The 14569-nt window shown below is 65.8% G+C and carries 18 protein-coding genes and 1 pseudogene; 11 read left to right on the forward strand and 8 right to left on the reverse strand.

Translation table 11 applies throughout. The features are described 5' to 3' along the window. Positions 1-28: 28 nt before the first annotated feature. The 3 genes from AO501_RS20190 to AO501_RS20200 are packed head-to-tail and all read right to left on the reverse strand — an operon-like array spanning position 29 to position 1730. Positions 29-400 carry a DUF4345 domain-containing protein gene (locus AO501_RS20190; RefSeq protein WP_055579383.1) on the reverse strand — a complete coding sequence of 124 codons (372 nt, stop codon included), beginning with the start codon at positions 398-400 and terminating at the stop codon, positions 29-31. Positions 401-434: 34 nt separating this feature from the next. Beyond that, positions 435-1502 carry a DUF2855 family protein gene (locus tag AO501_RS20195; protein ID WP_055579384.1) on the reverse strand — a complete coding sequence of 356 codons (1068 nt, stop codon included), beginning with the start codon at positions 1500-1502 and terminating at the stop codon, positions 435-437. A 21-nt stretch (positions 1503-1523) separates the two neighbouring features. Continuing rightward, entirely contained in the window at positions 1524-1730 is a 207-nt protein-coding gene (locus AO501_RS20200; protein WP_055579385.1) for a three-helix bundle dimerization domain-containing protein, read from the reverse strand. Positions 1731-1963: 233 nt separating this feature from the next. On the opposite strand from AO501_RS20200, the gene AO501_RS20205 reads away from it, so the two are divergent. Beyond that, positions 1964-2314: a hypothetical protein gene (locus tag AO501_RS20205; protein ID WP_055579386.1), complete on the forward strand. Its 351-nt coding sequence runs from the start codon at positions 1964-1966 to the stop codon at positions 2312-2314. Between the two features lie 22 nt (positions 2315-2336). Here the strand turns inward: AO501_RS20205 and AO501_RS39545 are convergent, their stop codons facing one another. Then, positions 2337-2981 (reverse strand): hypothetical protein, encoded by a 645-nt coding sequence (locus AO501_RS39545; protein WP_231752555.1) that lies wholly within the window; start codon positions 2979-2981, stop codon positions 2337-2339. Between the two features lie 88 nt (positions 2982-3069). Further along, a complete protein-coding gene (locus AO501_RS20215; protein WP_055579387.1) occupies positions 3070-3405 on the reverse strand; it encodes a hypothetical protein in 336 nt (111 codons plus the stop codon). Between the two features lie 205 nt (positions 3406-3610). On the opposite strand from AO501_RS20215, the gene AO501_RS20220 reads away from it, so the two are divergent. From AO501_RS20220 to AO501_RS20235, 4 genes are read left to right on the forward strand one after another with little or no spacing between them, the layout of a single operon-like run. Then, entirely contained in the window at positions 3611-4057 is a 447-nt protein-coding gene (locus tag AO501_RS20220) for an SRPBCC family protein (protein WP_055579388.1), read from the forward strand. After that, positions 4041-4592, forward strand: coding sequence for a TetR/AcrR family transcriptional regulator (locus AO501_RS20225; RefSeq protein ID WP_055579389.1), 552 nt, complete (start codon positions 4041-4043; stop codon positions 4590-4592). Before AO501_RS20220 ends, AO501_RS20225 begins: the two co-directional genes overlap by 17 nt. 24 nt (positions 4593-4616) lie before the next feature. Further along, positions 4617-5498: a TIGR03854 family LLM class F420-dependent oxidoreductase gene (locus AO501_RS20230; protein ID WP_055579390.1), complete on the forward strand. Its 882-nt coding sequence runs from the start codon at positions 4617-4619 to the stop codon at positions 5496-5498. 48 nt (positions 5499-5546) lie between these two features. Further along, positions 5547-7655, forward strand: a complete 2109-nt coding sequence (locus AO501_RS20235) for a hypothetical protein (protein WP_055579391.1) — start codon at positions 5547-5549, stop codon at positions 7653-7655. Positions 7656-7659: 4 nt separating this feature from the next. Here the strand turns inward: AO501_RS20235 and AO501_RS20240 are convergent, their stop codons facing one another. The 3 genes from AO501_RS20240 to AO501_RS20250 are packed head-to-tail and all read right to left on the reverse strand — an operon-like array spanning position 7660 to position 10113. Then, entirely contained in the window at positions 7660-8505 is an 846-nt protein-coding gene (locus tag AO501_RS20240) for a mycofactocin-coupled SDR family oxidoreductase (protein ID WP_055579392.1), read from the reverse strand. 34 nt (positions 8506-8539) lie between these two features. Next, positions 8540-9325, reverse strand: a complete 786-nt coding sequence (locus AO501_RS20245; protein ID WP_055579393.1) for a carboxymuconolactone decarboxylase family protein — start codon at positions 9323-9325, stop codon at positions 8540-8542. Then, entirely contained in the window at positions 9325-10113 is a 789-nt protein-coding gene (locus AO501_RS20250) for an SDR family oxidoreductase (RefSeq protein ID WP_197419911.1), read from the reverse strand. Before AO501_RS20250 ends, AO501_RS20245 begins: the two co-directional genes overlap by 1 nt. A 61-nt stretch (positions 10114-10174) precedes the next feature. Here AO501_RS20250 and AO501_RS20255 point away from each other — a divergent pair, with 61 nt between their 5' ends. The 6 genes and pseudogenes from AO501_RS20255 to AO501_RS39555 all read left to right on the forward strand — a co-directional run. Further along, positions 10175-11629, forward strand: coding sequence for an aldehyde dehydrogenase family protein (locus AO501_RS20255; RefSeq protein WP_055579395.1), 1455 nt, complete (start codon positions 10175-10177; stop codon positions 11627-11629). After that, the gene (locus tag AO501_RS20260; protein ID WP_055579396.1) at positions 11626-12429 is read left to right on the forward strand and encodes an SDR family oxidoreductase; all 804 of its coding nucleotides are present in this window, start codon (positions 11626-11628) and stop codon (positions 12427-12429) included. The genes AO501_RS20255 and AO501_RS20260 overlap by 4 nt, the downstream gene beginning before the upstream one ends. After that, entirely contained in the window at positions 12426-13241 is an 816-nt protein-coding gene (locus AO501_RS20265; RefSeq protein ID WP_055579397.1) for an NAD(P)-dependent oxidoreductase, read from the forward strand. Before AO501_RS20260 ends, AO501_RS20265 begins: the two co-directional genes overlap by 4 nt. Beyond that, the gene (locus AO501_RS20270) at positions 13238-13873 is read left to right on the forward strand and encodes a TetR/AcrR family transcriptional regulator (RefSeq protein ID WP_055579398.1); all 636 of its coding nucleotides are present in this window, start codon (positions 13238-13240) and stop codon (positions 13871-13873) included. The genes AO501_RS20265 and AO501_RS20270 overlap by 4 nt, the downstream gene beginning before the upstream one ends. A gap of 167 nt (positions 13874-14040) precedes the next feature. Beyond that, positions 14041-14232: pseudogene (locus AO501_RS39550) on the forward strand (PE family protein); the annotation flags it as partial. Between the two features lie 93 nt (positions 14233-14325). After that, positions 14326-14569 (forward strand): PGRS repeat-containing protein (locus tag AO501_RS39555; RefSeq protein WP_419775684.1); only part of this gene is annotated, 244 nt, incomplete at its 3' end.

Genomic DNA, 14569 nt, shown 5'->3' on the forward strand with positions numbered 1-14569 from the left:
ATCTGTTCGGGTCGCCGTCGGCGGCCGGTTAACCCGCGGCGGTCAGCAGCAGTGCGCCGCCGACCACCGCCTCCACGATGAAGTAGAACCAGTTGGGGTAGAACGGGGTCCTGCCGTCGATGACGGCCGAGACGAGCCGACCGAATGCCATGCCCGCCAATGCCAGTCCGACGGTGATCATGACCCCCGTTCGTGCCGGGCTCGGCTGCAGGGCCGCAAACGCCAGCACACCCGCGATCGCCACACCGAAGCCGCCGTAAACGGCCCGCACCTCGGAGCGGGACTCACGCGTGGGCAGGGTGATGCCGAACACCTGGATCATCCTGGCCGGAGCGGCCAACGCGTAGAGGCCCATGCCGAGAAAGAACACGGCGGCGAACGCGCTCACCGCTGTTGCCATTGCAGCCTCCTCGCCGCGGTTGCGGACCGGTGAATTACAGATCGACGATGGTGCCTGCTGTCGGGTCGACCTTCCCGTCGAGCAGCTCGAGGTAGGCCTGCTGGATCTCGTCCTCGCTCGAAATCCGTTCGATGCGAAGCCAATTCGAAGCCCAATCGGCGAACGGCGCCCATGACTCGGCGACGTTCTGGTCGAGTTTCGCGGCGCCCCAGTCGGCGCCCCGCTTCTGGATGCGGTCCGGGGCGAAGAAGAAGACGGGCTTGGGCCCGGCGAGATCGGTGCTGCCTTGCGCCATCTGGGTCCAGTGGGTCATACCGACGGCAGAGCTGTGGGCGAGGCGGTCGCCGTAGCGAGCGTGCACGTCGGCGCGGACCGCGCCGTCACCAGAGATGTCGACGTACACCGCACGGTCGCCCGGCAACTCAGAGATGTTGTCGTACAGGTGAACTGAATCGTAGACGTGCAGTCCTTCGACGAATGCGCGGTTGCCCGCCGACGTCAGGCCTACCAGGTGGATGCCCTCGCGCTTGGCGAGCAGGTAGGCCGCGATGATCGCGGTTTTCGACGAGGCGCTGGAGATCACGATGGTGTCGGCGCCGAAAAAGCCCTCATCGGCGACGAAGTCATCGATGAGGAAGGACGTGAAGAAGAGCGGGAAGAACAGGATGTGCTCGGCTTCGCGGTCGGGCGAATAGACGGGATCGGTGGTGACGTCGCGGTAGCCCTGGTAGGCCGAGGGCAGCGGTAGCCGATGCGGCGCGGCGTCGATGAACCCTTTCTCGTTGATGCGGTCCGGCGTGATCAGCAGGTGGCTGGCGCACGGTAGGTAGCCGTAGACGCGCATGCCCGGCGCCAGGTCGGGGTGCCGCGATTCCTCGACGTGGGCGTAGCCCCAGACGTTCAGCTTGCCCCAGTCCGGGTCCGAGGCGGGGAAGAAATCCCAGTACCGCATGGCTTCGCCGAAGACGGCGTAGGTGATGTTGTTCGATGTCAACCCGAAGGACTCGACCCGCAGCAGGGCTTCGCCGTCAGCCGGTGCCGGGGCGTCGGCGGATGCGAACCGGGTCTGGTGCAGATCCTTGCGGAGTATTTCGAAGTCCATGGAACGAGAGCCTATGACGCTCTACGCGAGTCTGGTCAGTTCCTGTCGAACGCGCTTTTCGACGAGCAAGGGGATGAAATCCCGGATGGGGCTGGCGGCGAACCGGGAATGATGTTCGCGGACTGTCTCGTCGAGGAACGTCGCATTGACCTCGGGGAACTGCTCCATCAGGCGGCGCTCGATCTCAGCGATCCGGGTCTGCTCACTGATCCGTGCGCGCGGAGGCATGCAGAAAGGATTGCCTGGAAGGTGACGCTTCGTCAAACCCAAGATGAACGGTCGCCTGTGGGGAAGAGTTCCGCTCCTCGCCCTTGCGAGACGAGGCGATCGCTGCTCCTGTCAGGGCCAAGCGCTGTCCCGGTAGCGCTATGACAGTGAGCGCACAAACGCTTCCTTTGAAACATGTTGGTAGCGTTGCTTTGAACGACTTGATCGGTAGGTGTGGCGAGTCTGGTGACTGTGTGCCGTACCCATTCTGGCGGACCAAAAGGGAACCGTACTGGGGTGAGCTTGAACAGGCGTCGGTGCCCTTCGTGGAGCGGGTTCGTGGTGAGCTCCGGCATCTTCGCGAATGGGCGGAAACGTACCGGGACGCAGATATCTGGGTCGAGTGCCGCCTCAAGCCGTTCGCGCCGGGAATTTCCGCGGTTCGGCTGATCGCTCATCGGGCAGGCGAGGCTGGTTTCGTCGCGGTGCAGCGTCCAGAAGCCGAAGTCGTTGAAGCGGTCCGGGGTGTGGACTGGACACGAGGAGTGGTCGTCTGGGTCCGGATCGGGGGGACGGTGCTGCGACGGCGTCGCGGCCTCGCCTGAGGCGTGCCCGCTGTCGCGGGGATTATTTGCCGACTTTGGCCAGCGTCCGCTTGGCTTGAAGGCGCACTTCGCTGTCGGCGTCGTCAAGATACGGTTCGATTCTCGGACGCAACGATGCCGGCAGATGTTTGATGACCCGCAGTGACCGGAGGATGTATGGCCGGACCGATGGGTCGTCGAGTCCATCAAGGGCGATGGGGAGGGCGTCCTCCGGGTCGGCCCGGAGCAACCACTCGATGACAGGGGCTCGGCCGGAGCCCAACGAGCGGTCGGTGGCGACCTCGCGCATCCGTGCATAGTCCGCGGGTGCCGCAAGGTAGCTGAGCGCGTTGCCGATCGCAGCCAGCGTCGTGGCCGGTGCGGGCGGCTGCAGGTAGAGGCTGTCGAACAAGAGCGGCACCGCCTCCGTCCCCATCGCGTCGATCGTCGTCAAGGATCGGTACAGGCCGTTTCGAAACCGATGTAGTTCGACGGGGTCGGTGAGGCCGCTCTTTGTTTCGGTGTTCTGCACCCAATCGACGAGTATTGGGATGAGGCTCGGGTACCGTTCGTTGGTATTGATTAGATCAGCATTGGTTCTGAATGGCAGCTTGTTCCGTTTAGCCGTCTCGGTTATATCCGCACTCAGACGTTCGTGGGCGCGTGCCCATTCGGGTGTGGGAGGCATCAGTTGAGCGCCATTCGCAGCATCTTCAATTTTCCACCGTCGATAAGCGCCTGGAGGTTGCTCGAGATCGTCGTGCGAGTGTCAACAATCAGCGTCTCTGGATAGCGATGTCACGGTGCTCGAGGTGGATCTCGATTAACTTGTCCGTCGATTCATCGCTGACTCTGCTGACGAGGGCAAACGATCTGATCGCCGGCGCGGAACGCTTCAAGGACCGGGCCAGTTCGTCGCGGCTCGACAGGCCGTGTGAGTCCTCAGCCATCACCACGGACTTGCCACCGTCGGCATCGACGGCAATGGCCGTCGGGTCCAACCCCCAGTTCCGCACCAAGTTGTTCGCCGCGATGTCGATGCACTCGTCCAGCAGCGCATCAAAATCGGCCTGACACTCGTCGCTGGCCGTTTCTCGCCACGACACACTCATCAGTTCTCCGCTCTGATCTCCTCGCGGGGCGGTCGACCGATGCCGGCCCGCCGTTGCCTGCTCCGCGAGCTTCCGAGCCAGCCACCGCTGCGGATAGCTCCGTCCCACTGTGTAGTGGATCCTAACAAGGCGATGAGCCGATTTTCGGCGCCGATTTGTGCCTGGCCCCTGTTGGCCGACCCCGACGGCATGTACCATTTGGTACATGATTACAGAGAGCGGCGTCGAGATCGCCGCACCTGCAAGTCTGGTGTGGGATGTGTTCAGCGACGTCGAGCGCTGGCCCGAATGGACCGCCTCGGTCACCGAGTTGGTCGCTCTGGACGGCCCCGGTCTCGCCGTGGGAAAGCGGTTCCAGATCAAGCAACCAAAGCTGCCGAAGCTGGTGTGGGAAGTCACCGACGTCGTGCCGGGGGCGTCGTGGACCTGGGAACAACGTTCGCCGGGCGGGGCCACGTCCGCTCTGCATTCGCTGACGCCGATGGCCGGCGACCGGACGCTGGTGCGTCAGGTTCTCGACCAGCGAGGCCCGGTTGGTGCTCTGATCGCCAAGCTCATGATCCGCACCACCCGCCGGTATCTGGAGATGGAGGCCCAGGGGCTCAAGGCCCGCAGCGAGCAGCTGCGCCAGTCACTTGGCCCGCACTCCTGACGTCGGGCGGCGCCGGCAGCTGCTCGATGCCCTGATCGACGAGTTCGCTTCCGGCGGCATCGGCGACCGGTCCCTGCGTGACGTGGCGGCCGCGGTCGGAACCAGTCACCGAATGCTGTTGCACCACTTCATATCCCGCGATGAGTTGCTGCTGGCGATCGTCGCGGAGGTCGAACTCCGGCAGATGGCGGTGCTCGCCGAGTTGCCCACCGACCCGGCCGAGAGTTTCGCCGCGATGTGGGCCACCCTGTGCCGGCCCGAATTGCGTCCCTTCGAGCGGCTGTTCTTCGAGTGTTACTCCCGGGGTGCCCAGGGCGAGCAGCCGTTTGCCCGGATGGTGCCCGGCGCTGTCGACGACTGGCTGGCCGAAGCTGCGAGAGTCGCCGGGGATGCCTACGACCCGGCGCTGGTGCGACTGGGTCTTGCCGTCATCCGGGGACTGCTGCTGGACCTGGTGGCCACCGACGACGACGCGGGCGTCACCGGGGCCGTGCAGGCTTTTGCGGATCTGCTCCGGGCGCCGGGACTGAAATAGCGGACGCGCCGCGTTGCACCCTTTGTGAAAATTCGATTCGGGGTCGGTCTGGGCTCGGACACCCCGCCCGATCACCTTCCCGCGATCATCGACCAGTTGGAGTCCAGTGGGGTTGACTCGCTCTGGTTCTCCGAGCTGGTCTATTCGCCGGCGGTCGATCCGATGGTCGGAATGGCTTATGCACTGGCGCGGACCACGCGGTTGAAGGTGGGTACGTCGGTGGCGGTGTTACCGGGCCGGCACCCGGTGCTGGTGGCGAAACAGTTGGCATCGCTGGCAACACTGGCGCCGAAACGCGTGCTTCCCGTCTTCGGGCTGCGCTCGGCGATTCCGGCCGAGCGTGAGGTGTTCGTGGTTCCTGACGGCGAGCGGGCGGCGGTGTTCGACGAGTCGCTGCGGATCCTGCGCGCGGTGTTGGCTGAGGATGCCGCCAGCTATCGCGGGAAGTTCTTCACGGTCACCGGGGCCGCGGTCGCGCCCCGGCCGTCGCCACCGCTGGACATCTGGGTGGGCGGCTCCTCACCCGCGGCATACCGGCGCATCGGTGAGCTGGCCGACGGCTGGCTCGGCAGCTTCCTCACTCCGGACGAAGCCAGGCAGGCGCGCGCGGCGATCGAACACGCCGCGGCGCAGGCAGGTCGGCATGTCGAACCCGACCACTTCGGCATCTCGTTGGCGGTGGCCGACGGCGAACTGCCCGCGGAACTGGCCGCAGCGGTACGCCGGCGTCGTCCGGATTGCGCTCCCGAGGAGCTGGTCGCCGCGGGCTGGGATGAGCTGCACCAGCAACTTGACGGGTATCTGGCAGCCGGGTTGACGAAGTTCGTCATCAGGCCGGTGGGTGTGCCGGCCGTGGACGGCTTCATCGACCGCTTCGTCACCGAGCTGCTGCCTCGCCAGAACTGAGCACGCTCGGGTGATTGACTCCTGAGTCTTTGTGGGTACAGCATCCGCATGGACCGCCCCGACACGATCATCGAAATTCATCGTGAACGAGTCCAGGACCAGACGGTCGAGATGTTCAGCGGTGACAAGCGCACCGAGTCCGTCGATGGCACGGGTTATTCAGCTACCGCCACCCTGGACCTCACGCTCGACCGGGTCTGGTTTATCGTCGACTCCCATCAGCGGCCGTGGCAGGAACAGGTCGACGGCGAAAACCGGGACCCTTTAAGGCATTTCGCGATCGATCTGGTGATCTTCGACTCGAGCATTGTGATCGATTCCGTAACCTGCATCCCCCTGGTCGAGCTTCCCCCGTCGACCATCACCATCCCGGACGGGCCGCGGGCCGGGGAGTCACGGGAGATCCCCTACAACGAGATCCCGCTGTTCGGGCGGTTGATCATTCATGACCAGCTCGAGCGGCACGAGATCGAGCCGGGGAAGCAGACGATCGCGCTGAACTTCACCGCTCAGGATGCTCCGGTACTGGTGGCCGGCCCACCGGCCGACCAGTTCGCGGCCCGACTGTTCGGGCCGGACGTCGAACGCCGCGGCGACGGCACCACCGTGTTCACCGGACAGGACCCGCGGATCAGCTGGGAAATCGACTACGCCGAAGCGCACTGGATCACCCACAGCATCGCCGGCCAGCTTCTGGTCAACATGGAAAAGCTGCAGCATCCCAGCCTCTCGGACGGCGAGGCCAGAACCAGGGTGCTGGACTCGCTCGCCACGCAGATCGCCGACGCGGTCCGCCCGCAGCTGGCCGAGATGGGCGACAACGGCATTCAGAGCCTGCTGCCGACGCCCCTGGAGGTCGACCCGCACGCGGACGACGACAGCACGGTCAAGGCTCTGGACGCCGTCGTGCAACGCTTCGACGTCGGCGAGACCACCGAGGAATCCATGGTGGTTCAGCTGCAAACACTGCGCGGCCTGCCCGCCGGTGAGCAGCTCCCGCACTCCATTCTTGCCGAAAACCCGTATGAGAAAACGGGATTGGCGACCGCCGGGTGGGGCATTCTGCGCCAGGTGAGCGACACCGTGCGCAACAGTTTCGACCTCGACGAGACCGACTTCGACCCTGACGCGCCGTGTCTGTTACGGGGCCCCAAAACCGTCAGCATCGGTGGCGAAGAGCGCAGCCTGGACTCACTGGACGCCGACATCCTGCCCCGCACCGGCGACGGCCGGCTGGTGGTCGACGGCACCGTCAGCGCCGAGACGAAGCTCTACGACTTCAAGGCCAGCTTCAAGGTGACCTACGAGATGGGCCTCGACGAGATACCACGCGACCCGAAGGTGGAGGAGAGCCGTCGCGCCAACTTCAAAACCGTCGAAAGTCTGGAAGAGGCACTGCAATCCGCGGGTGAGAAGAAACGGGCGGGTGAGCTCAGCGGCGAGGAATACGAGGCGGAAGTCAAGCGAGTCAGTGAGCTCTTCGATGAGCTGCCGCGGACAGTCGGGGTGCGGCCGGCGCAGAATCCACCGGAGCCCGAGGTGCATCCGGACTTCAGTCTCACCGCGGCCGGAAAAGTGGCGACCGCGGCAGGCGCCGTGGCCGTCGCCGGCCTGATCGCGCTTCCGGTGACCGCGGCGGCGGGCGCGGCGGGCGTCGGGGTCGCCGGAGCGGGTGGCCTTCTGACCCTGGCGATCGCGCAGTACCTCACCACCGTGTTGACGATCGACTGGTTCGGCACCGGGCTCGGATCGCGTCAGGTCAAGAAGTCGCTGAACGACCAACCCGAGGGCACGTCCCTGCCGCCCATCGGCATACCGGTCGACGTCAATCTGAACCGCCAGCGGCTCGCGGTGTACTTCCGCCCGCTGCCCGGCAAGTTGTGGGTGAAGTGCCTGCAGGCGGAGGAATCCGAAGACGCTGAGCGCCTGGACATCCGGACCGTCGGCGGGGTTTGGCCCACCGACGGCCGGCCGTGGAAGCTGTCCAGCGACGACGCCGTGGCGTACGTCGATTCCGGGGAACTGGAACTCCTCGTGGAGCCGGATACGGCCGGGGCCAACGAACTACCCATCAGCGTCGCCACGGATGACGACGGGCAGCCCTACTTGTGGGTCGAGGGAGATCCCGACCGGCTGCGCCGGCTACCGCGCGAATAAGTCCTCAGAACTTGGCCACGGCCCCGGCATCGACCGGCAAGGCCGCGCCGGTGATGTACTGCGACTCGTCGGAGGCGAGGAACAACACGGCGTTGCTGACGGCGCGCGCCTCGATCAACGGCTTGGGCAACAGGTGGAACTGTCCGATGATCTCGCCTGCGTCCTGCACGGTGGGATTCGGCAGGTCAGGTCTCAGTGTCCGGACGAACCAGTCGTTGTCGAGCATCGGCGTCAACACGTTGCCCGGGTGGATCGAGTTCACCCGGATCCATTGCGGTGCAAGCTCATTGGCCAGCGAGTTCATCAGACCGACGACGGCGTGTTTGGCGGAGGCGTAGTGAGCCATGTAGCCGCCGCCGCGAATGCCCAGCATCGAGCTGATCAGGATGATCGAACCGCCGCCGTTGGTCATGTGCGGCAGTGCCACTTTGACGGTGTGCCACACCCCGGTCAGGTTGATGTCCATCATCGTCTGCCATGCCGATTCTTCGATCATCGCCGCGGGTGCGGGAACCCCGCTGATGCCGGCGTTGGCCACCACGATGTCGAGCGGGCCCAACGCGTCCACTCCCTGTGCGACCGCGGCACGCAGACTTTCCACGTCCCGCACGTCGGCCTTGGCGGTGACGATGCGGCGGCCCGACTTCTCGACCAGGTCCGCGGTGTCGGCGAGGTCGCTGTCGGTAGCTCCCGGGTAGGCGACGCCGTCGATGTCCGCGCAGACGTCGACCGCGACGATGTCGGCGCCCTCCTCGGCCAACCGGATCGCGTGTTCGCGACCCTGGCCCCGTGCCGCGCCGGTGATCAGTGCGACCTTGCCGGCGACTCTGCCGACCCTGTTGTCTGCCATAGCGCTAGATCCTCCCATGGCGGCTGGGAGCGTCTCAGGCGTCGTCGATGCCGCCTGCGACCTCAAGCAACAGGTCATCTAGGCGCCGGGCCAGATTCCAGCCCAGGTAGACGGCGAAATGCACGACGAGTTCTTCGAGATCGTTCCGGGTCATCTCGCCCAGGGTCAGTGCGGCACTCAGGTGATCGGTCACCTCCTCGTCGATCGCGGCGGATGCGGCGCTGCAGATGCTGATGATGCGCCGGTCGCGGCGGGTGAGATACTTTGTCCGCGTCCAAATTTCGCCGTACAGATAGTCCAGGCGGGCGTGACCCTGAAAGGCAGTCGAGGCCCGCGGCGGCGCCTCACCGTGGATCTGTTGATACGCCGAGACACCACGGCGGCGGCGGGCATCGTCGTCCACCGGTTCCGCCCAAAGCTCGAAGTCCGGCGCCTCGACCGGGGAACCGGACTCCTCGGCGATCTTGAAGGCGCTCATCATCCCGTGCACCTGCATCACCGATGCCTTCGGCCAACCGGCCTGGGTGCCGAAGTGCAGCACGAATTCGTCGAACTCTGGGTAGCTGATCTCTCCGCTTTTCAGAGCCGCGTACACGTGGGTCTCGATCGGGGTGATCGCCCCAGCCGCGCCCACGCACGTCAGCGTTATCCAGCGGCGGTCGCGCGGGGTGAGCACGCCGCGGCGCCACATCTCACCGAACACATAGCCGATCACGCCGGCCTCGAGGTAGGCCCCAACCGGTTCCGGGCTAGCTGTGGTCATGATGCGTTCGTACTCGGCGCGCGCGACCGCGCGCCGTTCCTCGCGGGTTTGCGCCATCAGAGTCGCATGATCCAGCCACCGTCGACCGAGATCGTCTGGCCGTTGATCCAATCCCCGGCGGGGGAGCACAGCAGCAGCATCGTGCCGACCAGGTCGGCCGGCGGGCCAGAGGTCTTGCCCGGGATCTGCGCGCCGAGGATGTCGCGGATCGGGGAGTCCTTCGGCAGGCTCACGTAGGCGCTCTCGTTGTCGACGAGTCCGGGCGCGATGCCGTTGACGTTGATGCCGCGTGACCCGAGTTCGCTGGCGAGGTTGCAGGTCAGGCCGTGCAACGCATATTTCGAGACTCCGTAGATGCCGCCGGCCATGAACGCGCCGGCGGACAGGCCATTGACGATGCGGCCACCACCGCGGCCGGACATCGACTCGACCACGGCCTGGGTGCACAACAGCGGGCCGCGCAGGTTCACGGCGAGCACCCGATCCCAGTCCGGGACCGGCATATTCGACAGCCCATATGGGGGTAGGTCGGTCATCACCGCCGCGTTGTTGATCAAGATGTCGATGCCGCCGAACGCGGCGATCGCCGCGGATGCCATCTGGGCTGCCGACTCGGCCGACGTGACATCCAGATGCACCGCCGTCGATCGAAAGCCTTTGTCTGCCAGCGTATCGGCCGTGCGTTGTGCCGCATCAAGGTTGATGTCGGCGATGACGACGGCGGCACCGACGTCGCACAGCGCCTCGGCGTACACCTCGCCGATCCCGCCGGCGCCTCCGGTGACCACGGCGACCTTGCCGGTGAGGTCGAAGAGTTGGTTCAGGTCCATTTGAGCATTAGGCACCAGTTGATTAATGAAGTCAAGTGCCTTAGAAATAAGTAATCCGACTTAACGAAGGGCGCACATGACCGTTGATCTGAGCGTTCCCGTGGTGCATCTACACATCGGGGGAGAGGCGCGCACCACCGGTACGGGCGGTGTGCATCAGCACGTCTATCCCGCGACCGGCGAGGTCCAGGGCCCGGTGCCGCTGGCGGGTCCGGACGACGTCGACGAGGCGGTGCGTGCGGCGCACGACGCGTATCGGGAGTGGCGCGCCTGGTCGCCGGCGCAACGGGCGCGGGTGTTGCGACGGCTCGGGGAACTGATGGAGCGCGACATCGCCGAAATCGCCCGACTTTCCGTGCTGGACAACGGAATGTCGGCAGGCATGAGCCGGCCCCTCGTCAGCATCATGGCGAACTGGACGGCGTACTACGCCGGTTGGGCCGACAAGGTGGAAGGACGTGTCACGTCCTTCCCGGCGAACCAGCGTGAACTCGGCTACTCGATGCCGGAACCCTACGGTGTCGTCGGGATCATCCTCACCTGGAACGGCCCGGTTGTCTCGGTGGGCATGAAACTGATCCCGGCGCTGGCGGCCGGGAACACGGTCGTCATGAAGCCGTCCGAGCTGACCCCGTACGCGACGGAACACCTTATGGGCCTGGTCAGAGAAGCCGGAATCCCGCACGGCGTAGTCAATCTGGTACTCGGCGGACCGGAGACCGGGGACGCGCTGGTGCGCCATCCACTCGTGCAGAAGGTCAGCTTCACCGGTGGCCCGGCGACCGCCCGCAAGATCCTCGCGCGGTGCGCCGAGTCCCTCAAACCGGCCGTGCTGGAACTCGGCGGCAAGTCCGCCAATGTGCTCTTCCCCGATGCCGACCTGAATACGGCGGTCGCCGTCAACGCCTTCAGTGTGCTGGGCACGCTGGCCGGACAGGGTTGCGCAATCCCCTCGCGCATGATCGTGCACAACGACATCTACGACGACGTCGTGGATCGCGTCGTCGAGATCGTCTCCGGCATGCGGTGTGGTGACCCGTTCGACCCGGCAACGCTCATCAGTCCCGTCGTGACTCGTCGGGCGCAGCAACGGATTTTGGCCATGATCGAACGAGCGCAGACCGACGGCGCGAAGCTGCTTGCCGGTGGCGGGGTGCCCGACGACCTAACCGGGGGATTCTTCGTGGAACCGACGGTCTTCGGAGACGTGGCCCCCGATTCCGAACTCGGCCAGATCGAGGTGTTCGGGCCGGTGCTTTCCCTGATGCGGTTCGAGGCTGAGGAGCAGGCGATCGCGATGGCGAACTCGACTGAATACGGTTTGGCCGCCTACGTTTACACGAAAGATATCGGCCGGGTGCAGCGGATGGTGTCCGCGCTCAAGGCGGGCGGTGTCTACGTCAATGGAGCCAGCCCGGTCACCGGCTGCGAGCTCGCCTTTGGCGGTGTCGGCATCTCCGGCTACGGCCGCGAAGGCGGCGAGGAGGGATTGTTCGAGTTCCTGCGCACCAAGGCGGTGGGAATCGCGTGAGCAAGCCACTGAAATTGGCCGGTGCGGTCGCGGTACTGACCGGGGCGGGCAGCGGCATCGGACGCGCGACCGCAATGGCATTCGCCGATCGGGGCGCGTCGGTAGTGGTAAGCGATCTGTCCGAGGACCGCGCCGCCGCTGTCGCCGAGGAGATCACGGCGTCGGGCCGGCCGGCGGTTGGACTGCGGGTCGATGTGACCGTCGAAGCCGATCTGGTGAAGCTGCGCGACGTCGCGCTGCAGCGGTTCGGCCGGATCGACGCGGTGATGAACAATGTCGGCGTGCTGGCGATCGGTGCTCCCGAAGCGTTGCCCGACGAGGCGTGGACGCGCACCGTCGACATCAACCTGTTCAGCATCGCGCGCAGCAACCGGGTTTTTTTGCCGGGACTGATCGCGCAGGGCAGCGGCCATCTCATCAACACCGCGTCGGCTTCCGGATTGCTGAGTTACGGATTCGACCGGCTTCCCTACGTGGCGTCCAAACATGCCATCGTCGGGCTGTCCGAGGCGCTGGCGGCCTATCTCGGAACCAAAGGTGTTGGTGTGACCTGTCTTTGCCCGTCCGGGGTGATCACGAACATCCTGGAAGGCATAACGGTGTACGGCGACGCGGCTCCGACCCCGCGGGCGCCGGCGCACCAGATCGTGGCGGCCGAGGATGTCGGCAAACTGACGGCCGATGCCGTGGAGGCGGGGCGTTTCCTGGTGGTGACCGCCCCGGAGGTGCACGATGCACTCATGCGGCGCGCCAACGACATCGAGGCCTACATCCGGGAAAGCATCGAGGCACAGGGATGACCGCCCTGCGAGTCGGCTTCGCGGGTGTGGGGTCGCAGGGCGGTCCGATGGCGCGCCGGATCGTCGAGGACGGGTTTCAGACGACACTGTGGGCGCGCCGGCCGGAGTCGCTCGAACCCTTTGAAGGTACCGGCGCCGTGGTTGCCGCCGATAGGCGTGCGCTCGGTGCCGCATCGGATGTGTTGTGCCTCTGCGTCATTGGTGATTCGGACGTCGACGACGTGTTGCGCGGCGATGAGGGCGCGCTGGCCGGGATGGCCGCCGAGGGCACCGTGGTGATTCACAGCACCGTCCATCCCGATACCTGCCGGCGTCTGCAGGCCGATTTCCCGCACCTGCATTTCGTCGACGCCCCGGTGTCGGGCGGCGGGCATATGGCCGCGGCGAAGGCGTTGCTGGTGATGGTCGGCGGCGACGATGACGCGGTCGAGCGCTGCCGGCCCGTGCTGGAGACGTTCGCGAATCCGCTTGTGCACGTTGGTGGCCTGGGTGCCGGCCAGGCGGCGAAGCTGTTGAACAACGCGCTGTTCAGCGCACACCTCGGGCTGGCCGCAAGCGTCTTCTCCGTCGCCGACAGACTCGGAGTGGACAAAGCAGCCCTCGCCGGCGTCCTGTCCAAGGGGAGCGGCCGCAGCTACGCCGCCGAGGTGATCAGCGGCTCCGGGCACGGCCTTTCGGTGATGGCGCAACTCGCCGGCGCCCTGCTTGCCAAGGATGTCGACATTCTCGCCGACCTGGTCGGCCGGGATTCCGCGGAAGTTGTCCGAGTGGCCACGAATACCATCGACGCCATGAATCTCGGCGCCCGGTGACGCCCGGCCCTCTTCCGGCCACCGCCCTGCAATTGCTGTTGGCGGCCGAGCGACTGTTCGCTGAGCACGGACTGGCCGGCGTGTCATTGCGGCAGATCTCCATCGAGGCGGGGTCGTCGAACAATTCGGCAATCCGGTATCACTTCGGCTCCAAGGATGACCTGCTGCGCGCGATCTTCAGTTATCGTCTCGGCGATCTGACGCAACGCCGCGCGCTGCTGCGGGCCCGTGCACGGCCGGATGATCTTCGGGCCCAGTTGGAAGCACACATCGTTCCGCTGATCGAATTGGCCGAATCGCCGGACAGTTTCTACGTGTCGTTCATCGACCAGCTTCAGCGCACCGGCCAGGTCGAGGTATTCCTGCGCCAGGCCGACGCGATGAAATCCCAGGACGAATTCATCTTCGGGATGCAGCGGCTGCTGCCGGACATTCCGGAACCCATGCGCTCTCTGCGGATTCAGCAGGCCCAGGATCTTGCGGTGCACCTGGCCGCCGAACGGGAACGCGCTGTCGCGCGCAACGACGCCGTCGTGAACTTCGCGCTTTTCGTCGCCGGCGTGGTGGACGGCCTTTCCGGCTTTCTGGCCGCGCCCGCGTCCGCGGAGACTCGGCAGCTGCTCGCCCGTTAAAGCGCAAATAAACCGCGAATTCGGGAAAACCCGAAATCACCGGTTCGGATGGCGCTATTCTCCGCTTCTGCGGCTGGTATTCGGGGCCGTGACGTTTTCTTGTTCGGACCTATTCGGGCTGGTCGTACTCGGGAGATGTCATGTCATTTGTTGTTGTGTCGCCGTCAATGCTGGAAGCGGCGGTTTCGGAAATAACCGGTATCGGTTCGGCGCTGAGCGCGGCCAACACGGCCGCGGCGGGCGCGACTACAGACCTGGTGGCCGCCGCGGCCGACGAGGTCTCGGTGGGCATCGTTGCGCTGTTCGGCTCGCACGCGGCGGAATATCGGGCGGTCAGTGCCCAGGCAGCGGCATTTCAGAGTCAGTTTCTGCAGGCGTTGAATGCGGGCGCGGGCGCATACGCCAGCGCGGAGGTGGCCAGTGCCGCACCGCTGGACGGTCTGCAGCAGGTCCTGCTCAATCTCATCAACGCACCCGCACAGGGTCTTTTCGGGCGCCCGTTGATCGGTAACGGGGCCAACGGAGCACCGGGAACCGGCGCGGCCGGGGGAGCGGGCGGGTTGCTGTTCGGCAACGGCGGAGCCGGCGGGTCCGGCGCCGCCGGCCAAAATGGCGGTGCCGGCGGTGCCGCCGGCCTGTTCGGCGCCGGAGGAGCCGGCGGGGCGGGCGGTGGTGCCGTTGCCGGCGGGATCGGCG

Source organism: Mycobacterium gordonae, assembly GCF_001417955.2.
GTDB lineage: Bacteria > Actinomycetota > Actinomycetes > Mycobacteriales > Mycobacteriaceae > Mycobacterium > Mycobacterium gordonae_B.